The sequence below is a fragment of the Enterobacter cloacae complex sp. HYC033_NIDB genome, from assembly GCF_056673335.1.
Map to the genome: position 1 here is coordinate 1,597,067 of NZ_CP115123.1, position 20,892 is coordinate 1,617,958.

Consider the following 20,892-nt stretch of genomic DNA (forward strand, 5'->3'; position numbering starts at 1 on the left):
GCCCACCGGCCTGTTGAGGAACCTGTAAAACGGAAAGGCTCATTGAAGCCGTATATTTTCTGGAGGTTCATCAGGCGCGGAACTCATCGAGGCGCGGGAATAAAATCCCATTCAGACGCCGGATAGATTCAAGCAAGCCAACTTGTCGTCAAAATCGGTGTTGCAAAAACGGGAGTGACCATAGATAAGGAGTTCCAGCATGTTGTTAGAAAACGGATGGCTGGTGGACGCGCGGCATGTACCGTCGCCGCACCACGACTGCCGCCCGGAGGATGAAAAGCCCACACTGCTGGTGGTTCACAATATTAGTCTCCCGCCGGGTGAGTTTGGCGGTCCGTGGATCGATGCGTTATTCACTGGAACGATAGATCCCGATGCCCACCCCTTCTTCGCTGAGATTGCGCATCTGCGCGTATCGGCGCACTGTCTGATCCGTCGTGATGGCGAAGTGGTTCAGTATGTTCCTTTTGATAAGCGAGCCTGGCATGCTGGCGTGTCGATGTATCAGGGGCGCGAGCGGTGCAATGATTTCTCCATTGGAATTGAACTGGAAGGAACGGACACCACGCCTTACACCGATGCGCAATATGAGAAACTGGTTGCTGTAACGCAAACGTTAATCGGGCGCTATCCCGCCATTGCAGACAATATTACAGGGCACAGCGACATCGCCCCCGAAAGAAAAACCGACCCCGGCCCGGCGTTTGACTGGTCCCGGTTTCACGCCATGCTTACCACGTCGTCAGATAAGGAGATAACATGACGTTGTTTACCATGCTGCTGGTTATGATCGCTGAACGCCTGTTTAAGCTCGGCGAGCACTGGCATCTGGATCATCGGCTGGAGGTGTTATTCCGCCGCATCAGGCATTTTTCCATGCTGCGCACGTTGCTGATGGCGGCAGGCGTGATGGCGATTACGTTCCTGTTGCTGCGCTCGCTTTACGGCCTCTTTTTCAACGTGCCGCTGCTGGTGGTGTGGATCCTGCTCGGCGTGCTGTGTATTGGCGCGGGCAAGGTGCGTTTGCACTATCACGCGTATCTGAAAGCCGCTTCCCGGGATGATGCCCACGCGCGCGGCGCGATGGCGAGCGAGCTGACGATGATCCACGGCGTACCGCCGGACTGCGATGAACGCGAGTTTCTGCGGGAGCTGCAAAACGCGCTGCTGTGGATCAACTTCCGTTACTACCTGGCGCCGCTGTTCTGGTTCGTGGTGGGCGGACCCTGGGGGCCGGTACTGCTGATGGGTTATGCGTTCCTGCGCGCCTGGCAGACCTGGCTTGCCCGCTATCTTACGCCGCATGAACGTCTACAGTCCGGCATTGATGCCATCCTGCACGTGCTCGACTGGCTTCCGGTGCGTCTGGTAGGCGTGGTCTATGCCCTCATCGGTCACGGTGAAAAGGCGCTGCCCGCGTGGTTTGTCTCCCTTGCAGACCGCCATACCTCGCAGTATCAGGTTTTAACCCGACTGGCACAGTTCTCGCTGGCGCGTGAGCCGCACACGGACAAAGTCGCAACGCCAAAAGCTGCCGTCTCGATGGCGAAGAAAACATCCTTTGTGGTGGTGGTGATTGTGGCGCTGCTGACGATTTACGGCACGCTGGTCTGAGCCAGCGCGCCGAAGCTGTTACGGCGTATCCGCAGGCGGGATGCCGAAGTCAGGCATCCCGTTTTCGTTCCAGCGGACGAGTTTCAGGCGAGTATGGCGATTGGGATCGTAAAGCGGATCGCCTTCAATTTCAGTGTAGTTTCGCGCGTGGTAGACCAGCATATCTTCGCCTTCCGGCGTCTGCGTAAAGCTGTTATGGCCTGGCCCATACTGACGGTTTTCGTAGCTGGTGACGAACACCGGGCGCGGGGATTTATGCCATTTAGCCGGGTTTTGCGGATCGGCATTCAGGTCTGCCCACAGTAATCCCATGCAGTAGTTCTCGTCGGTGGCGCTGGCGGAATAGCTGATAAACAGCTTATCGCCATGGAACAGCACCGCCGGGCCTTCGTTGACCCAGAACCCACGGCACTCCCAGTCATATTCCGGTTTACTGAGCATCACCGGCTCGCCTTTCAGCGTCCACGGATTTTCCATTTCACACAGGTAAAGATTGGAGTTACCGGAAATGTCCGGGGCTTTTTGCGCCCACAGATACCAGCGTTTACCCTGATGAACAAAGGTGGTGGCATCCAGCGCGAAGGTGTCAAACGGGGTTTTGATTTGCCCTTTTTCCACCCACGTACCGGTGAGCGGATCGCGATCTGCACATTCAATGGCAAACATGCGATGCTGGAACATCCCGAGCTGATCGAGCGCCTGGGTATGCGTGGCGGCAAAATAGATGTACCACCTGCCGTCGATATGATGCAGCTCCGGTGCCCAGATCAGCTGGCTCATCGGGCCGGTGTCGGGCTTGCGCCAGACAATCACCTCTTCGGCATCGCGTAAACCTTCCAGCGAGTCCGCGCGGCGGATCGCCAGCCGATCGTACTCCGGCACGGAGGCGATAAAGTAATATTGCCCATCGTGACGCAGGATATACGGGTCGGCGCGTTGTTCAATAAACGGGTTTGGCCAGGTTTGCATTCGGCTTTCCTTATTTAGTCTCAGCGGCTTTGAGTTCCTGATAATCGTTCAGCTCGCGATAGTTGGTGCGACGCTTTTCCAGATCGGACTGGATCTGCTTCATGGTCTCACGGTCCACTTTCAGCAGACGTACTACGCCCGCGGTAATTAAGTATCCAATGCCGGGAATGACGGTAAACAGCAGCACGATCCCGTTGATGGCATCCGCGCTCTGCGCTTTTGCGCCCGCGTCGTAGCCGTACCAGGAGAGCAGGAAGCCGACCATTGCCCCGGCAATCGCCAGACCCAGCTTCAGGAAGAAGATGTTGCCGGAGAAGCTGATCCCGGTGATGCGTTTCCCGGTTTTCCATTCACCGTAGTCGTCCACGTCGGCCATCAGCGACCAGTGCAGCGGTGACGGGATCTGGTGCAGAATGTTCAGCAGGACGTAGAGCACGACAATGGTTGTCGTCGCTTTCGGGTCGAAGAAGTAAAAGGCGCAGGAGAAAATCGCCAGCACGATGTTGGTCCAGAAGAAGACCTTCAGCTTACACCAGCGGTCGGTCAGCACTTTCGCCAGCATACTGCCGAACATCATGCCGACCACGCCCAGGCTGATAAACAGCGTGGCGAAATGGGTGCTTTGCCCCATGACCCAGGTGACGTAATACATGGTGGCCGCCATGCGGATAAAGCCAGGACAGACGTTGCACAGGGTTAACAGCAGGATCCGCACCCACTGGTCGTTCTTCCACACGTCTTTCAGGTCGTTTTTCAGTTCGTCATGGGTTTGCACCGCCGGACGCACGCGCTCGCGCACCGTGGCGAAGCAGAACAGGAACATGCAGGTACCAATCAGCGCCAGCACGGTCATCGCCATCTGGTAGCCTTTGGCTTTGTTATCCCCACCGAACCAGTCGGCCATCGGCAGGAGCGTTAGCGACAGCAGCAGCGTGGCGATACCAACCATAACAAAACGATATGACTGGCAGGCGACGCGCTCTTTGGGATCGTTGGTAATCACTCCGCCCAGCGAGCAGTAGGGAATGTTGATAGCCGTATAGGTCAGCGACAGCAGGAAGTAGGTGACAAAGGCATAGATAACTTTGCTGTTATAGCTCCAGTCAGGCGTGGTAAACATCAGGATGCTGAACAGCGCGTAGGGGAAGGCAATCCACAGCAGCCATGGACGAAACCGGCCATATTTGCTGCGGGTACGGTCGGCAATCGCGCCCATAATTGGGTCCGTGACGGCATCAATGACGCGTACGGACAGGAGTAAAACGCCAACCAGTGCAGGAGCCAGACCAAAAATATCCGTATAAAAGTAGTTAACAAATAACATGATGGCGCCAAAGATAATGTTGCATCCGGCGTCACCCATGCCATAGCCGATCTTTTCTTTTACTGACAGTTTGTTGTTATTCATCGACAGCTCTCCGGGTTTCGGTATGGAGAGAATTATTCGCTGGCAAACGAATATATGCGTTGCAATATAAAGGCGGTGATATGGAGGATTTTGCTGTAGGCGCGAATTTGTGAGGAAGGTAACAAGACGCTGTACCCGCAACCGCGAGTACAGCGAGAAAACACTTAGTGCGCTTTCACCGTTTTGGCATTTTTCTGTTTCACCATATAACCCACGCCGAGGATCGCAATCCAGACCGGGATCAGGTAGACGGAAATCGCCATGCCTGGGGTGATGAGCATGATGACCAGCACAGCTGCCATGAACAGCAGGCAAACCCAGTTCCCCAGCGGATAGAGCAGGGCAGGGAAGCGCGTGGTTACGCCCTGCTGGTGCTTGGCGCGGCGGAACTTGATGTGCGCGAGGCTAATCATCGCCCAGTTAATCACCAGCGCGGAAACCACCAGCGCCATCAGCAGACCGAAGGCAGATTCCGGTGCCAGGTAGTTAATCAGAACGCACAGCGCCGTCACGACCGCCGACACGATGATGGTATTAACCGGTACGCCACGCTTATCAACGGTAAGCAGCGCTTTCGGTGCGTTGCCCTGTTGCGCCAGGCCGAACAGCATACGGCTGTTGCAGTAAACGCAGCTGTTATAAACGGAGAGCGCGGCGGTCAGCACCACGACGTTGAGCGCGTTCGCCACGAAGGTGTCGCCCAGCTCGTGGAAAATGAGCACAAACGGGCTGGTATCCGCCGTCACGCGCGTCCATGGCAGCAGGGAGAGCAGGACCGCCAGGGAGCCCACATAGAAGATCAGAATACGGTAGATAACCTGGTTAGTGGCTTTCGGGATGCTCTGCTCCGGGTTGTCGGCTTCCGCGGCGGTGATGCCCACCAGCTCCAGACCGCCGAAGGAGAACATGATAATTGCCATCATCATCACCAGACCGGTCATGCCGTGCGGCAGGAACCCGCCTTGCTCCCAAAGGTTGCGCACGGTGGCCTGCGGACCGCCGTTGCCGCTGAACAGCAGCCAGCCGCCGAAGATGATCATCGCTACAACGGCAATCACTTTGATGATGGCAAACCAGAACTCCATCTCACCAAACACTTTTACGTTGGTCAGGTTAATGGCATTGATAATGACGAAGAAGGCCGCCGCAGACGCCCAGGTGGGGATCTCCGGGTACCAGAACTGAATGTATTTCCCAACGGCGGTCAGCTCGGCCATGGCAACCAGAACGTACAGAACCCAGTAGTTCCACCCCGAGGCGAAACCTGCGAAGCTGCCCCAGTATTTATAGGCGAAGTGGCTGAATGAGCCTGCGACCGGCTCCTCAACAACCATTTCACCTAACTGGCGCATAATCAGAAATGCAATAAAACCCGCAATCGCGTACCCCAGAATAATGCCCGGACCGGCCGACTGGATAACCGATGCACTGCCCAGAAACAGGCCAGTACCAATAGCACCGCCCAGGGCGATGAGCTGTATATGGCGGTTTTTAAGGCCGCGCTTTAGCTGATCGCCATGCTGTTGAGCTTCCATTTGAAACCTCGTGTGTGGTTGTTATGTTCACGCTGTGCGTGTGTAATTATGAAAGTCCATATTCTGTATTTATTTCTTTACGGTTAACGATACCGAAAAAAGCGGAGATGGCTTCCGTTAGCGCAAGAATAGTGGTAAGTGCCAGCGAATGCACCTGCTTTATGAAGGGATGAAGACGACTTGAATAAAAAGAAACCAATTGTAAATCGGTACGTTAACCCCTCATACCCCAACCTATAGAATAGAAATGCGTCAGAAGAGGGCGAATTTTCATTTTTTGCCTTGTTGAATCGCTTCAGATTGCAAAAACCCTCGTTTCATTATGGTTAAAACTGCCTCTTTGGTAGTAACCATTTCATTTGTGCAAAGTTACATTCCTGAAACGTTAGTTCTGTAAGGTTGTTAAAATGTGCCGGGTTTACTGATTTCAATCAAAACCAATATAGACAGAAGGTGAATACTTTGTTACTTTAGCGATACGAACATGAAATTGGTAAGACCAATTGACTCCGGGCAAAAAGGCGTAAGACAGGGAATATGGCCTACAGCAAAATTCGCCAACCAAAACTTTCCGATGTGATTGAGCAGCAGCTGGAGTTTTTGATTCTCGAAGGGACACTGCGCCCGGGCGAGAAACTCCCGCCAGAACGCGAGCTGGCAAAACAGTTCGACGTTTCACGCCCCTCTCTGCGTGAGGCGATTCAACGTCTCGAAGCAAAGGGCCTGTTGCTCCGTCGCCAGGGTGGCGGAACCTTTGTGCAAAACAGCCTGTGGCAGAGCTTCAGCGACCCGCTGGTAGAACTTCTCTCTGACCACCCAGAATCCCAGTTTGATCTGCTTGAGACCCGTCACGCGCTGGAAGGTATCGCGGCTTATTACGCCGCCCTTCGCAGCACTGATGAAGACCGCGTACGTATTCGCGAGCTGCATCAGGCCATTGAACGGGCACAGCAGTCCGGCGATTTAGACGCCGAGTCCAATGCCGTCGTCCAGTATCAAATTGCCGTCACCGAAGCGGCGCACAACGTGGTGCTCCTCCATCTGCTACGCTGCATGGAGCCGATGCTGGCCCAGAACGTTCGTCAGAATTTTGAATTGTTGTATGCCCGTCGGGAGATGCTCCCGCTGGTAAGCAACCATCGCACCCGAGTATTCGAGGCGATAATGGCCGGGGAACCGGAGCAGGCGCGCGAAGCGTCGCACCGCCATCTGGCTTTCATTGAGGAAATCTTGCTGGACCGCAGCCGTGAACAATCGCGTCGCGAACGTTCATTACGCCGCATACAGCAACGAAAGGATTAAGCGCCAGGTACTTTTAGAGCGCGGCAACTAAACGCAGAACCTGTCTTATTGTGTTCTTGCCCAAGAGCACAATGGGACAGGTTCCAGACAAATCAACGTATTAGATAGATAAGGAATACCCCCATGTCAGAACGTCTCCAAAATGACGTGGATCCGATCGAAACTCGCGACTGGCTACAGGCGATCGAATCGGTCATCCGTGAAGAAGGTGTTGAGCGCGCTCAGTATCTGATTGATCAGCTGCTTTCAGAAGCACGCAAAGGCGGCGTGAAAGTGGCTTCAGGTGCAGGGGCTAGCAACTACGTAAACACGATTGCCGTCGAAGACGAACCGGAATACCCGGGCAATCTGGATCTGGAACGCCGTATCCGTTCTGCTATCCGCTGGAACGCCATCATGACCGTTCTGCGCGCATCCAAGAAGGACCTGGAACTGGGTGGCCACATGGCGTCCTTCCAGTCTTCTGCGACCATTTACGAAGTGTGCTTCAACCACTTCTTCCGTGCAGCTAACGAGAAAGATGGCGGCGATCTGGTGTACTTCCAGGGCCACATCTCTCCGGGCATCTATGCACGTGCCTTCCTGGAAGGTCGTCTGACTGAAGAGCAGATGAACAACTTCCGTCAGGAAGTTCACGGTAAGGGTCTGTCTTCTTACCCGCACCCTAAACTGATGCCTGAGTTCTGGCAGTTCCCGACCGTATCTATGGGTCTGGGTCCAATCGGTGCGATCTATCAGGCTAAATTCCTGAAGTACCTGGAACACCGTGGTCTGAAAGACACCTCTGAGCAGACCGTTTACGCCTTCCTGGGCGACGGTGAAATGGATGAGCCAGAATCTAAAGGCGCGATCACCATCGCGACCCGTGAGAAGCTGGACAACCTGTGCTTCATCATCAACTGTAACCTGCAACGTCTGGATGGTCCGGTAACCGGTAACGGCAAGATCATCAACGAACTGGAAGGCATCTTCGCAGGTGCTGGCTGGAACGTGATCAAAGTGATGTGGGGCGGTCGTTGGGATGAGCTGCTGCGTAAAGACACCAGCGGTAAACTGATCCAGCTGATGAACGAAACCGTTGACGGCGACTACCAGACCTTCAAATCCAAAGACGGTGCCTACGTTCGTGAGCACTTCTTCGGCAAATATCCTGAAACCGCAGCCCTGGTTGCAGACTGGACTGACGAGCAGATCTGGGCGCTGAACCGCGGTGGTCACGATCCGAAGAAAGTTTACGCTGCACTGAAAAAAGCGCGTGAAACCAAAGGTAAAGCGACTGTGATCCTGGCCCACACCATCAAAGGTTACGGCATGGGTGATACCGCAGAAGGTAAAAACATCGCTCACCAGGTTAAGAAAATGAACATGGACGGCGTGCGTTATATCCGCGACCGTTTCAACGTTCCAGTGACCGATGAGCAGGTAGAAAAACTGTCTTACATCACCTTCCCGGAAGGTTCTGAAGAGCACAAGTACCTGCACGAACGTCGTCAGGCGCTGAAAGGCTACCTGCCTGCTCGTCAGCCTAACTTCACCGAGAAGCTGGAACTGCCAGCGCTGGAAGATTTCTCTCAGCTGCTGGAAGAGCAGAACAAAGAGATCTCTACCACTATCGCTTTCGTTCGTGCCCTGAACGTGATGCTGAAGAACAAGTCGATCAAAGATCGTCTGGTTCCAATCATCGCCGACGAAGCGCGTACTTTCGGTATGGAAGGTCTGTTCCGTCAGATCGGTATCTACAGCCCGAACGGTCAGCAGTACACCCCGCAGGACCGTGAGCAGGTTGCATACTACAAAGAAGACGAGAAAGGTCAGATCCTTCAGGAAGGTATCAACGAACTGGGTGCAGGCGCATCCTGGCTGGCTGCTGCGACTTCTTACAGCACCAACAACCTGCCGATGATCCCGTTCTACATCTACTACTCCATGTTCGGGTTCCAGCGTATCGGTGACCTGTGCTGGCAGGCAGGCGACCAGCAGGCTCGCGGCTTCCTGATCGGTGGTACTTCTGGTCGTACGACCCTGAACGGTGAAGGTCTACAGCACGAAGATGGTCACAGCCACATTCAGTCTCTGACTATCCCTAACTGTATCTCTTACGACCCGTCTTACGCGTACGAAGTGGCAGTCATCATGCATGACGGCTTGCAGCGCATGTACGGTGAAGCGCAAGAGAATATTTACTACTACATCACCACCCTGAACGAAAACTACCACATGCCGGCAATGCCAGCAGGTGCCGAGGAAGGTATCCGTAAAGGTATCTACAAACTCGAAACCATCGAAGGTAGCAAAGGTAAAGTTCAGCTGCTGGGCTCCGGTTCTATCCTGCGTCACGTTCGTGAAGCAGCGCAGATCCTGGCGAAAGACTACGGTGTGGGTTCCGATGTGTACTCTGTTACCTCCTTCACTGAACTGGCGCGTGATGGCCAGGATTGTGAGCGCTGGAACATGCTGCACCCAATGGAAACCCCACGCGTTCCGTACATCGCTCAGGTGATGAACGACGCGCCAGCGGTGGCGTCTACTGACTATATGAAACTGTTCGCTGAGCAGGTTCGTACTTACGTTCCAGCTGATGATTATCGCGTACTGGGTACTGACGGCTTCGGTCGTTCTGACAGCCGCGAAAACCTGCGTCACCACTTCGAAGTTGATGCTTCCTACGTGGTAGTAGCAGCACTGGGCGAACTGGCTAAACGTGGCGAAATCGATAAGAAAGTGGTTGCAGACGCAATTACCAAATTCAACATCGATGCAGATAAAGTTAACCCGCGTCTGGCGTAAGAGGTAAAAGAATAATGGCTATCGAAATCAATGTACCGGACATCGGGGCTGATGAAGTTGAAATCACCGAGATCCTGGTCAAAGTGGGCGACAAAGTTGAAGCTGAACAGTCGCTGATCACCGTAGAAGGCGACAAAGCTTCTATGGAAGTCCCGTCTCCTCAGGCTGGCATCGTTAAAGAGATCAAAGTCTCTGTTGGCGATAAAACCGAGACCGGTAAACTGATCATGATTTTCGATTCCGCCGACGGTGCAGCAGCTGCTGCACCTGCGCAGGAAGAGAAGAAAGAAGCCGCACCTGCTGCTGCTCCAGCAGCGGCCGCGGCAGCGAAAGAAGTGAACGTGCCTGACATCGGCGGTGACGAAGTTGAAGTCACTGAAATCCTGGTGAAAGTGGGCGATACTGTTGCGGCCGAGCAGTCACTGATCACCGTAGAAGGCGACAAAGCCTCTATGGAAGTGCCAGCACCGTTCGCCGGTACCGTTAAAGAGATCAAGATCAACACCGGTGACAAAGTGTCTACGGGTTCCCTGATCATGATTTTCGAAGTGGCGGGCGCTGAAGGCGCTGCGGCTCCAGCGAAAGCGGAAGCTGCTCCAGCTCCGGCTGCTGCACCAGCGGCTGCTGGCGGCGTGAAAGACGTTAACGTACCGGACATCGGCGGTGACGAAGTTGAAGTGACCGAAGTGATGGTGAAAGTGGGCGACAAAGTTGCCGCTGAACAGTCACTGATCACCGTTGAAGGCGACAAAGCGTCTATGGAAGTGCCTGCGCCGTTCGCCGGTACCGTTAAAGAGATCAAAATCAGCACCGGCGACAAAGTGTCTACCGGCTCTCTGATCATGGTCTTCGAAGTGGAAGGCGCTGCACCTGCCGCCGCTCCGGCTGCCGCGGCTGCTCCGGCACCGTCTGCTGCACCGGCTCAGGCTGCTAAACCGGCTGCTGCCCCTGCTGCTAAAGCAGAAAAATCTGAGTTCGCTGAAAACGACGCTTACGTCCACGCGACTCCGCTGATTCGTCGCCTGGCGCGCGAATTCGGTGTGAACCTGGCGAAAGTGAAGGGCACCGGCCGTAAAGGTCGTATCCTGCGCGAAGACGTTCAGGCTTACGTGAAAGACGCGGTGAAACGCGCCGAAGCTGCACCTGCGGCAGCCGCCGGCGGCGGTATCCCGGGCATGCTGCCATGGCCGAAAGTGGACTTCAGCAAGTTCGGCGAAATCGAAGAAGTGGAACTGGGCCGTATCCAGAAAATCTCTGGTGCTAACCTGAGCCGTAACTGGGTGATGATCCCGCACGTTACCCACTTCGATAAGACCGATATCACCGATCTGGAAGCGTTCCGTAAACAGCAGAACGCCGAAGCTGAGAAGCGTAAGCTGGACGTGAAATTTACCCCAGTGGTCTTCATCATGAAAGCGGTTGCCGCTGCCCTTGAGCAGATGCCACGCTTCAACAGCTCCCTGTCCGAAGACGGCCAGAAGCTGACGCTGAAGAAATACATCAATATCGGTGTTGCGGTTGATACGCCAAATGGTCTGGTTGTTCCGGTCTTCAAAGACGTGAACAAGAAGAGCGTCACTGAGCTGTCCCGTGAACTGACCACCATCTCCAAAAAAGCGCGTGATGGTAAGCTGACTGCCGGCGAAATGCAGGGCGGCTGCTTCACTATCTCCAGCATCGGCGGCCTGGGTACTACCCACTTCGCGCCGATTGTGAACGCGCCGGAAGTGGCTATCCTCGGTGTGTCCAAGTCCGCGATGGAGCCGGTGTGGAATGGCAAAGAGTTCGTGCCGCGTCTGATGATGCCAATCTCTCTGTCCTTCGACCACCGCGTGATCGACGGGGCTGATGGTGCGCGTTTCATCACCATCATCAACAACATGCTGAGCGACATTCGCCGCCTGGTGATGTAATCGAAAAGCCGGCCAGTCGGCCGGCTTTTTTCTGATAATCTCATGGGGTTTTTGAGGTTATTGGTGAAAGCGATAATTCGTGAGCCGTTTGTTGTTTCAAAATTGTTAACAATTTTGTAAAATACGGGCGGATAGAACGACCCGGTGGACGACGGGTATACATTAAGAGGTCATGATGAGCACAGAAATCAAAACTCAGGTCGTAGTACTTGGGGCAGGCCCGGCAGGTTACTCCGCAGCATTCCGCGCCGCGGATTTAGGTCTGGAAACCGTCATCGTAGAACGTTACAGCACCCTCGGCGGTGTTTGTCTGAACGTCGGCTGTATCCCTTCTAAAGCGCTGCTGCACGTAGCGAAAGTTATCGAAGAAGCCAAAGCGCTGGCTGAACACGGTATCGTCTTCGGCGAGCCGAAAACCGACATCGACAAAATTCGTACCTGGAAAGAGAAAGTTATCACTCAGCTGACCGGCGGTCTGGCGGGTATGGCCAAAGGCCGTAAAGTGAAAGTGGTAAACGGTCTGGGTAAATTCACCGGTGCGAACACCCTGGAAGTGGAAGGTGAAAACGGCAAAACCGTGATCAACTTCGACAACGCGATCATCGCGGCAGGCTCTCGCCCAATCGAACTGCCATTCATTCCACATGAAGATCCACGCGTGTGGGATTCCACCGATGCGCTGGAGCTGAAAACCGTTCCTGAGCGCCTGCTGGTTATGGGCGGCGGTATCATCGGTCTGGAAATGGGTACCGTGTACCATGCGCTGGGTTCAGAGATCGACGTGGTTGAAATGTTCGACCAGGTTATCCCGGCTGCCGACAAAGACATCGTTAAAGTCTTCACCAAACGCATCAGCAAGAAATTCAACCTGATGCTGGAAACCAAAGTGACTGCCGTTGAAGCGAAAGAAGACGGTATTTACGTTTCCATGGAAGGCAAAAAAGCCCCATCCGAACCACAGCGTTACGACGCCGTGCTGGTGGCTATCGGCCGTGTGCCGAACGGTAAAAACCTCGACGCGGGCAAAGCTGGCGTGGAAGTGGACGACCGTGGCTTCATCCGCGTTGACAAACAGCTGCGCACCAACGTGCCGCACATCTTTGCTATCGGCGATATCGTCGGTCAGCCAATGCTGGCGCACAAAGGTGTTCACGAAGGTCACGTTGCCGCTGAAGTTATCGCCGGCATGAAGCACTACTTCGATCCGAAAGTGATCCCATCTATCGCCTACACCGAGCCAGAAGTGGCATGGGTCGGTCTGACTGAGAAAGAAGCGAAAGAGAAAGGCATCAGCTACGAAACCGCCACCTTCCCGTGGGCTGCTTCTGGCCGTGCTATCGCTTCCGACTGCGCAGACGGTATGACCAAACTGATCTTCGACAAAGAGACTCACCGCGTGATCGGTGGTGCGATTGTCGGTACCAACGGCGGCGAGCTGCTGGGTGAAATCGGTCTGGCTATCGAAATGGGCTGTGACGCGGAAGACATCGCGCTGACCATCCACGCTCACCCGACTCTGCACGAGTCCGTGGGCCTGGCGGCAGAAGTGTTTGAAGGTAGCATCACCGACCTGCCAAACGCGAAAGCGAAGAAGAAATAAGTTTCTTCAGATGAAAAAAGCGGCCTCAGGCCGCTTTTTTTATGCGCTGCGTTCAGGGGGTGACAGGCTGCCAGGTTTTATCCGGGTGGTATGCAGCGAGCGCCTGCGCTTTTTGCGCCGAATCGTTGCCGAGATTTGCCTGATAAATTTTGTCATCCTGATTAACGACAAAGCTCATTACCCCCGTCTGACCATAGCTCACGGGCCAGGCAACCATCGCAAAGCCATTTTTATCCGGCAGAATGCGGAACCGATAACCGTGATAGCCCATACCTGGCTCCGGCGGGCTGAAGGCGGGACCCAGCGGGCTTGGCGCTTCGCCCGGCGAGATGGGCCAGTACAGGCCGTCTTTTAGACCTGGAGTGCTGACAATCTTCTGCGCATAGCGGTGGTTCATGGCGTAGTAGCTGTGCTGTGCGTCGACGTAGGCGTGCAGCGCTTCGATAGCCGCGAGTTCGTTGCGGCCGATTTCGCGGGTCAGGATCTCATCCGCCGCTTTCTGCATATCAAATTGCCAGCCCTCTTTTTTCTTCACTACCGGTATGGGGAGTTGCCAGCCGTTATCGCCAACTGACAGATGGGCTATATCGCCGCTGATTTCGGTACGATGGTATATCTTCCAGTCACGCAGGAATCGAGCCACCGCCTCCGGATCAACTCCTTCAGGTGGCAGATAGTCGCGCCAGTTATCCCCCAGCAGGTCGGCCATCGCGCGCTCATTCTGCTCGCTGATGGCCTTCGTCAGGGCATTGGCTGCCTGCTCAGGCGTGGAGAAGGATTGCTGGGCGCAGGCGAAGGTGGATACCATCAACAACAGCATTCCACCGATCGGTTTCATGTTCATAGCGGCTCCCTTAACGACGGTGGAATTCATGGTGTTCGGTATGGTGTTCGGACAGCTGCTGGCGGAAGCTGGCACGCTGTTCACTGTTCAGCGACGCGTGCTGGCGGCTTTGCAGCCCGCGCTGGTGCTGGGCCTGCCAGCTGGCCGAACGGCTGTCGTTGCCGCTCAGGGCGTTTGCCCGCAGCGGCTGATGCTGAACCTGCGTCGGGCGTCTGGTTTGCGCAAGAGTATTATTCATCTGTTGTGCGTGTGGCCGCGCGCTGTCGTAGCCGCGATAGTTGCTGCGCTGAGAGAGCTGCTTCAGCTGCTGCGCGGACGCTGAATGTTGCGGGAAATGCGCGTCGCCATGCTGTAGCTGTGTGAGGGTTTTGCCCGTCGACTGCTGTACCTGCGCCATCGCAGCCTGCCGCTGGCTATCGCGGTTGACCGGCTGCTGCCGGGTAGTGCTCAACCCGCCCGGCACTGAAGTCTGATGATAGCGGCTGGCAAGCTGGCTATTGGCGTAGCGCACGCCGTTGCGGTAGGCCGGATTATGCTGCCAGACCTGATGATTATCGGTAAGGTGCTCGCCGGTGATCTTATTGAAGTTATTAACATTAATATTAATGTTATCGCCGTTATGCGAATAACCGCCGTGGTGATCGTCATCATGATCGTGATGGTGATCGTCGTCATCGTCCCAGTCGATGTTACTGAATAGCGCATAGGTGGTGGCTACGCCGAGGCTATAGCCAAAGCCTCTGACAAAACTATTGGTAAACTGCTGGCCGGGAGAGGGGGGCAGATACACCGGCGGATAGCTGGCGTTTGGCCACGTGCCGTAAACGGTGGAAGGGTTGTAGGTAGGGACATAAACCACCTGTGGATCGGCTGGCTCAATTTTAATCACCGTCGGACTAGCCGACGTTGACGTCGCGGCTGTACTGGTGGAGGCTGGCGCAGATTTTTTCACGGTGGTGACGGTCTGCTGCGGGGTGGATTGCAACGTGCCTGTCTGCTGCGCCAGCAGGCGCAGACGCTGCACGGAATCCATCACATCCTTTGGCTGGGCCAGAAAGGCGTCGCCGAGGCTCTGTACCCACGACGGGTTTTCCCCCATCAGCGACATTAACTGCGGAAAGGCGACCAGCGATTTTACGCTGGCATCCCATGGCTGCCCGCTGACCGCCTGAATGGCGGCATCGCCCTGCATTTTAGGGTTGTCCTTTGACCACTGGGCGGCCTGAATCACGCTCGCCGGATAGGTTGAGGCCATCAGAATTTGCGACAGCAGCGCGTCGGGGTAGAGCGCAATGGGCGCGGTCCACTGGTCGATCTGCGCGGCGGTATAGGCCGGAGTCGCCACCGGGGCAGGCTGTGCTGCCGGGTCGGGGAGCTGCGGGGCAACCGGCGCAGGTGCGGGAGCGGGTTCCGTTGCGCGGCTTTTAACGAACATGACGCCTGAGGCGGCAAACAGCCCCGCACTGCAAAGCAGAACAAGAAGATGTGGTTTAAAAGGCAACTTCATAGATTGACTCCAACGAGACGAGTGCAGTGCCGTGAGGCGTTGCTGTTGCCGCGAGTATCATTCACCCGTGTTTTACAGTTTTGACTTTTATTGGGAAACCCTCCGAAGCGTCCGGATAAAGAGTGTGAGTATTTATTACACAATTATATCGGATGGCTGAACCGGCGACGGAAATTCAGAAGGCCGCGCGAGCGACCAGCAGCGCGTTGTCGGGGTGACGACAGACTTACGGAACTGCTTCCGGGCCCGGTGACGGGGTGCTACACCATGCTTAACGATTCAGCAAATTTTTTAATGTTGCTTTTTTGTAAACAGATTAACACTGTGCAGAAATCCTGCTATGCTGCCCGACGCGGTATCGGGCATTTACCCTACAAACTGCTGTCTCACAGGAGCGTGAAGAGAACGCCCGCCGCATATGACAATGAGAGCGAGGAGAACCGTCGTGCTAGAAGAATACCGTAAGCACGTAGCAGAACGTGCCGCCGAGGGAATTGTACCCAAACCGTTAGATGCAACCCAAATGGCCGCGCTCGTCGAGCTGCTGAAGAACCCGCCTGAGGGCGAAGAAGAATTCCTGTTAGATCTGCTGATCAACCGTGTACCGCCTGGCGTAGATGAAGCTGCCTACGTAAAAGCCGGATTCCTTGCCGCCGTTGCCAAAGGCGAAGCCACCTCCCCACTGGTTACTCCTGAAAAAGCGATTGAACTGCTCGGCACCATGCAGGGCGGCTATAACATTCATCCGCTGATTGACGCGCTGGATAACGACAAGCTGGCGCCGATTGCTGCCAAAGCGCTCTCTTCAACGCTGCTGATGTTCGATAACTTCTACGATGTGGAAGAAAAAGCCAAAGCAGGCAACGTTTACGCGAAGCAGGTGATGCAGTCCTGGGCCGATGCCGAATGGTTCCTGAACCGCCCTCAGCTTGCTGAAAAAATTACCGTAACCGTCTTTAAAGTGACGGGTGAAACTAACACCGATGACCTTTCTCCGGCGCCGGATGCATGGTCTCGCCCGGATATCCCACTGCACGCCCTGGCGATGCTGAAAAACGCCCGTGAAGGCATTGAGCCGGATCAGCCTGGCGTGGTTGGTCCGATCAAACAGATCGAAGCCCTGCAACAAAAAGGTTTCCCGCTGGCTTACGTCGGTGACGTGGTCGGTACCGGTTCTTCCCGTAAATCCGCCACCAACTCCGTGCTGTGGTTCATGGGCGACGACATTCCGCACGTGCCGAACAAGCGCGGCGGCGGCCTGTGCCTCGGCGGCAAAATTGCGCCAATCTTCTTCAACACCATGGAAGATGCGGGCGCGCTGCCAATTGAAGTGGACGTGAGCAACCTGAACATGGGCGACGTGATTGACGTTTACCCGTATAAAGGTGAAGTGCGTAATCACGAAACCAACGAGCTGCTGGCCAGCTTCGAGCTGAAAACCGACGTGCTGATCGACGAAGTGCGTGCCGGTGGCCGTATCCCGCTGATCATTGGCCGTGGCCTGACCACCAAAGCGCGTGAAGCGCTGGGTCTGCCGCACAGTGACGTATTCCGTCAGGCGAAAGACGTGGCCGAGAGCAACCGCGGTTACTCTCTGGCGCAGAAAATGGTGGGGCGCGCCTGCGGCGTCACTGGTATCCGTCCTGGCGCGTACTGCGAACCGAAAATGACCTCCGTGGGGTCTCAGGACACCACTGGCCCAATGACCCGTGATGAACTGAAAGACCTGGCGTGCCTGGGCTTCTCTTCCGATCTGGTGATGCAATCCTTCTGCCACACCGCGGCGTATCCGAAGCCGGTTGACGTAACCACGCACCACACGCTGCCTGACTTCATTATGAACCGTGGCGGTGTCTCCCTGCGTCCGGGCGACGGCGTTATCCACTCCTGGCTGAACCGCATGCTGCTGCCGGATACCGTCGGTACCGGCGGTGACTCCCATACCCGTTTCCCAATCGGGATCTCCTTCCCGGCGGGTTCCGGTCTGGTGGCGTTTGCCGCAGCGACCGGCGTGATGCCGCTGGATATGCCGGAATCGGTGCTGGTGCGCTTCAAAGGTAAAATGCAGCCGGGCATTACCCTGCGCGATCTGGTGCACGCGATCCCGCTGTATGCCATTAAACAGGGTCTGCTGACCGTCGAGAAGAAAGGCAAGAAAAACATCTTCTCTGGCCGCATTCTGGAAATTGAAGGTCTGCCGGATCTGAAAGTGGAGCAGGCGTTCGAGCTGACCGATGCCTCTGCCGAGCGTTCTGCGGCGGGCTGTACCATCAAGCTGAACAAAGAGCCGATTATTGAGTATCTGACCTCCAACATCGTGCTGCTGAAGTGGATGATAGCGGAAGGCTACGGCGACCGTCGTACGCTGGAGCGTCGTATCCAGGGTATGGAAAAATGGCTGGCGGATCCGCAGTTGCTGGAAGCCGATGCTGACGCAGAGTACGCGGCGGTGATTGAGATCGATCTGGCGGATATCAAAGAGCCAATCCTGTGTGCGCCTAACGATCCGGACGATGCGCGTCTGCTCTCTGACGTGCAGGGCGATAAGATCGACGAAGTGTTCATCGGCTCCTGCATGACCAACATCGGCCACTTCCGTGCTGCCGGTAAGCTGCTGGATACCCACAAAGGCCAGCTGCCGACCCGTCTGTGGGTGGCGCCGCCAACCCGTATGGATGCGGCGCAGCTGACCGAAGAGGGTTACTACAGCGTGTTTGGTAAGAGCGGGGCGCGTATTGAAATCCCTGGCTGTTCCCTGTGTATGGGCAACCAGGCGCGCGTGGCCGACGGTGCGACGGTGGTTTCCACCTCAACCCGTAACTTCCCTAACCGTTTAGGAACCGGGGCGAACGTTTACCTGGCCTCTGCGGAGCTGGCGGCGGTTGCGGCGCTGATTGGCAAACTGCCAACGCCGGAAGAGTACCAGACCTTTGTGGCTCAGGTAGATAAGACGGCGGTGGATACTTATCGTTATCTGAACTTCGACCAGCTCTCTCAGTACACCGAGAAGGCTGACGGGGTGATCTTCCAGACCGCAGTATAAATGCTACCCTCTCCCGTGGGAGAGGGGCTGGGGGTGAGGGCACCAGACCGCTCCGCACCTGACCCATTGCCCGGTGGCGCTACGCTTACCGGGCCTACAAAACCCATCGCAACGTCGGTGGGTTTTTTATTTTCATTCCTCCCGCCTCTCCCGCTTTTTTTCTTCCTCTCTGCTGCGATAATTACCCTAATGGCTTTGCAGAGGAAAACGCTATGGATTACGAATTTTTGCGCGACATCACCGGCGTGGTGAAAGTGCGAATGTCGATGGGGCACGAAGCCGTTGGACACTGGTTTAACGAAGAGGTGAAAGAGAACCTCGCGCTGCTGGATGAAGTCGAACAGGCGGCGGAAACGGTGAAAGGCAGTGAACGCTCCTGGCAACGCGCCGGGCACGAATACACGCTCTGGATGGATGGCGAAGAGGTGATGGTGCGCGCCAACCAGCTTGAATTCTCGGGTGATGAGATGGAAGAGGGGATGAGCTACTACGACGAAGAGAGCCTGTCGCTGTGCGGCGTGGAAGACTTCCTGAGCGTGGTGAACGCCTACCGCGATTTTATGAAACAGAAGTAACTCCCCGAAGCGTCCCTGCTCCGGGTTACGTTTACACGGTCGGAATGTTACGGCCGTAGTAAATTTCGCGCATCTCTTTCCAGAGCAGGTTGGTAATGACCTTGCGCTCTTCTTCACTTAAATCTTCCGGCCTGGTGTGGAACATGTAGTGCTTAAGGTCGAATTCCTTAAGTAACATTTTGGTGTGGAAGATATTCTCCTGATAGACGTTCACATCCATCATGTCGTACAGCGACTTCATGTCCTCGGACATGAAGTTCTGAATGGAGTTGATCTCATGATCAATGAAGTGCTTCATGCCGTTGATATCACGGGTAAAACCGCGCACGCGATAATCAATGGTGACGATATCGGATTCCAGCTGGTGGATTAAATAATTCAACGCATTCAGCGGTGAAATCACGCCGCAGGTCGACACTTCAATATCCGCGCGGAAGGTACACAGCCCGCCTTCCGGGTGGCTTTCCGGGTAGGTGTGCACGCAGATGTGGCTTTTATCCAGGTGGGCGACTACCACTTCCGGCAGCGGGCCGGGGTGCTCGGTTTTGTCGATAAGCTTTGGGTCAACCGGCTCTTCACTCACCAGAATGGTGACGCTCGCACCCTGAGGCTCATAATCCTGGCGCGCGATATTCAGGATGTTCGCGCCGATAATCGAGCAGGTCTCTGTCAGGATCTCGGTCAGACGGTTGGCGTTGTAGAGTTCATCGATATAGGCGATGTAACCATCGCGCTCTTCTGCTGTTTTGGCGTAGCAGATATCGTAAATACAAAAACTCAGGCTTTTGGTCAGATTGTTAAAGCCATGCAGTTTAAGCTTTTTCAATTAGTTCACCTCCTTTGAGGACAGCGCGGCTTGCAGATATTGAGGCAACGCAAAGGCTGCGGTGTGGATCGCCGGGTTGTAGTAGCGGCACTGGAGCCCGGCCTGATGGAAGCGGGCCTGGATAATTTCGGTAGAGAGATGGCGCAGGACGTCGTTATCCGTCGCCCAGGCAAAGGTCATGATCCCGCCGTAGTAAGTGGGGATCGCCGCCTGGTAGAAGCTGACGTCAGCAAAATAGGTGCTCAGCTTACGGTGGCTATCAAGTGCTTCATCCTGTTGCAGGAAGCAAACGCCGTTTTGCGCCACAAAAATACCGCCAGGCTTCAGGCAGCGTTTGCAGCCTTCGTAAAACGACGAGGTAAACAGCGACGCGCCCGGACCGATAGGGTCGGTACAGTCAGAGATAATGACATCAAACGTTTGCGTGGTCTGGTTAACAAAATTGACGCCATCGTCGATAACCAGATTAAACCGCGGATCGTCATAGCTGCCGGCATTATGGTTGGGCAGATACTGGCGGCAGAACGACACCACACCGGCGTCGATTTCCACCATGGTGATGGTTTCGACATTCTGATGGCGAGAGACTTCACGCAGCATCGCGCCGTCGCCGCCGCCGATAATCAGCACGTCCTTCGCGTGGCCGTGGGCCAGCAGCGGGACGTGGGTCATCATTTCGTGATAGATAAACTCGTCGCGCTCGGTGGTTTGCACCACGCCGTCCAGCGCCATCACGCGGCCAAAGGCGGCGTTTTCGAAGATTATCAAATCCTGATGATCGGTTTTCTCATGATAGAGCACGTTATCCACGGCAAAATACTGACCAAACTGGTCATGCAGCGTTTCTTGCCATACCGTTTTTTCGGTCATGGGGAGCACCTCCTTCGTTAACATCCATTACATCCGGCAGATGGGCGCAACACAACACCGCCGTGAGGCGGTTAGCGGGTCAACAAGGGGCGTCGGGAA

Annotated in this window: 15 protein-coding genes; 8 read left to right on the forward strand and 7 right to left on the reverse strand. The window is 55.3% G+C overall.

Going from position 1 to position 20,892, the window contains the following annotated elements; all coding sequences use genetic code 11:
• Nucleotides 1-199 precede the first annotated feature (199 nt).
• Nucleotides 200-763 carry a 1,6-anhydro-N-acetylmuramyl-L-alanine amidase AmpD gene (gene ampD, locus O1721_RS07545; protein WP_017694507.1) on the forward strand — a complete coding sequence of 188 codons (564 nt, stop codon included), beginning with the start codon at nucleotides 200-202 and terminating at the stop codon, nucleotides 761-763.
• Nucleotides 760-1,614: a beta-lactamase regulator AmpE gene (gene ampE / locus O1721_RS07550; RefSeq protein WP_003856320.1), complete on the forward strand. Its 855-nt coding sequence runs from the start codon at nucleotides 760-762 to the stop codon at nucleotides 1,612-1,614. The genes ampD and ampE overlap by 4 nt, the downstream gene beginning before the upstream one ends.
• Nucleotides 1,615-1,632: 18 nt before the next feature.
• On the opposite strand, the gene O1721_RS07555 is transcribed toward ampE, so the two are convergent.
• The 3 genes from O1721_RS07555 to aroP all read right to left on the reverse strand — a co-directional run bounded on the left by O1721_RS07555 (nucleotide 1,633) and on the right by aroP (nucleotide 5,526).
• Nucleotides 1,633-2,583, reverse strand: coding sequence for a glycoside hydrolase family 43 protein (locus tag O1721_RS07555; RefSeq protein ID WP_479953720.1), 951 nt, complete (start codon nucleotides 2,581-2,583; stop codon nucleotides 1,633-1,635).
• 10 nt (nucleotides 2,584-2,593) lie between these two features.
• Entirely contained in the window at nucleotides 2,594-3,991 is a 1,398-nt protein-coding gene (locus O1721_RS07560; protein ID WP_017383771.1) for a glycoside-pentoside-hexuronide (GPH):cation symporter, read from the reverse strand.
• Between the two features lie 164 nt (nucleotides 3,992-4,155).
• Nucleotides 4,156-5,526 (reverse strand): aromatic amino acid transporter AroP, encoded by a 1,371-nt coding sequence (gene aroP, locus O1721_RS07565; RefSeq protein WP_015572685.1) that lies wholly within the window; start codon nucleotides 5,524-5,526, stop codon nucleotides 4,156-4,158.
• Between the two features lie 537 nt (nucleotides 5,527-6,063).
• Here aroP and pdhR point away from each other — a divergent pair.
• The 4 genes from pdhR (at nucleotide 6,064) to lpdA (ending at nucleotide 13,128) form a co-directional block, all read left to right on the forward strand.
• On the forward strand, nucleotides 6,064-6,828 hold the full coding sequence (gene pdhR, locus O1721_RS07570) for a pyruvate dehydrogenase complex transcriptional repressor PdhR (RefSeq protein ID WP_015572686.1): 765 nt from the start codon (nucleotides 6,064-6,066) through the stop codon (nucleotides 6,826-6,828).
• A 123-nt stretch (nucleotides 6,829-6,951) separates the two neighbouring features.
• Entirely contained in the window at nucleotides 6,952-9,615 is a 2,664-nt protein-coding gene (gene aceE / locus O1721_RS07575; protein WP_003856315.1) for a pyruvate dehydrogenase (acetyl-transferring), homodimeric type, read from the forward strand.
• 14 nt (nucleotides 9,616-9,629) lie between these two features.
• Nucleotides 9,630-11,528 (forward strand): pyruvate dehydrogenase complex dihydrolipoyllysine-residue acetyltransferase, encoded by a 1,899-nt coding sequence (aceF, locus tag O1721_RS07580; protein ID WP_032647258.1) that lies wholly within the window; start codon nucleotides 9,630-9,632, stop codon nucleotides 11,526-11,528.
• Between the two features lie 175 nt (nucleotides 11,529-11,703).
• Nucleotides 11,704-13,128, forward strand: a complete 1,425-nt coding sequence (gene lpdA / locus O1721_RS07585; RefSeq protein WP_032647260.1) for a dihydrolipoyl dehydrogenase — start codon at nucleotides 11,704-11,706, stop codon at nucleotides 13,126-13,128.
• A 52-nt stretch (nucleotides 13,129-13,180) separates the two neighbouring features.
• Here lpdA and O1721_RS07590 read toward each other — a convergent pair whose 3' ends face one another.
• On the reverse strand, nucleotides 13,181-13,972 hold the full coding sequence (locus O1721_RS07590; protein ID WP_032647261.1) for a DUF2950 family protein: 792 nt from the start codon (nucleotides 13,970-13,972) through the stop codon (nucleotides 13,181-13,183).
• A 10-nt stretch (nucleotides 13,973-13,982) separates the two neighbouring features.
• Complete coding sequence (locus tag O1721_RS07595) at nucleotides 13,983-15,479, reverse strand: DUF3300 domain-containing protein (RefSeq protein WP_479953722.1); 1,497 nt, start codon at nucleotides 15,477-15,479, stop codon at nucleotides 13,983-13,985.
• 445 nt (nucleotides 15,480-15,924) lie between these two features.
• Between O1721_RS07595 and acnB the strand changes: the two genes are divergently transcribed.
• Nucleotides 15,925-18,522, forward strand: coding sequence for a bifunctional aconitate hydratase 2/2-methylisocitrate dehydratase (gene acnB / locus O1721_RS07600; protein ID WP_017383766.1), 2,598 nt, complete (start codon nucleotides 15,925-15,927; stop codon nucleotides 18,520-18,522).
• A gap of 212 nt (nucleotides 18,523-18,734) precedes the next feature.
• Nucleotides 18,735-19,097 (forward strand): protein YacL, encoded by a 363-nt coding sequence (gene yacL, locus O1721_RS07605; protein WP_003856309.1) that lies wholly within the window; start codon nucleotides 18,735-18,737, stop codon nucleotides 19,095-19,097.
• Nucleotides 19,098-19,128: 31 nt separating this feature from the next.
• Here the strand turns inward: yacL and speD are convergent, their stop codons facing one another.
• Both speD and speE read right to left on the reverse strand, forming a co-directional pair.
• Nucleotides 19,129-19,923 (reverse strand): adenosylmethionine decarboxylase, encoded by a 795-nt coding sequence (gene speD, locus O1721_RS07610; protein WP_032647265.1) that lies wholly within the window; start codon nucleotides 19,921-19,923, stop codon nucleotides 19,129-19,131.
• The gene (gene speE / locus O1721_RS07615; RefSeq protein WP_032647267.1) at nucleotides 19,924-20,793 is read right to left on the reverse strand and encodes a polyamine aminopropyltransferase; all 870 of its coding nucleotides are present in this window, start codon (nucleotides 20,791-20,793) and stop codon (nucleotides 19,924-19,926) included.
• Between the last annotated feature and the right edge of the window lie 99 nt (nucleotides 20,794-20,892).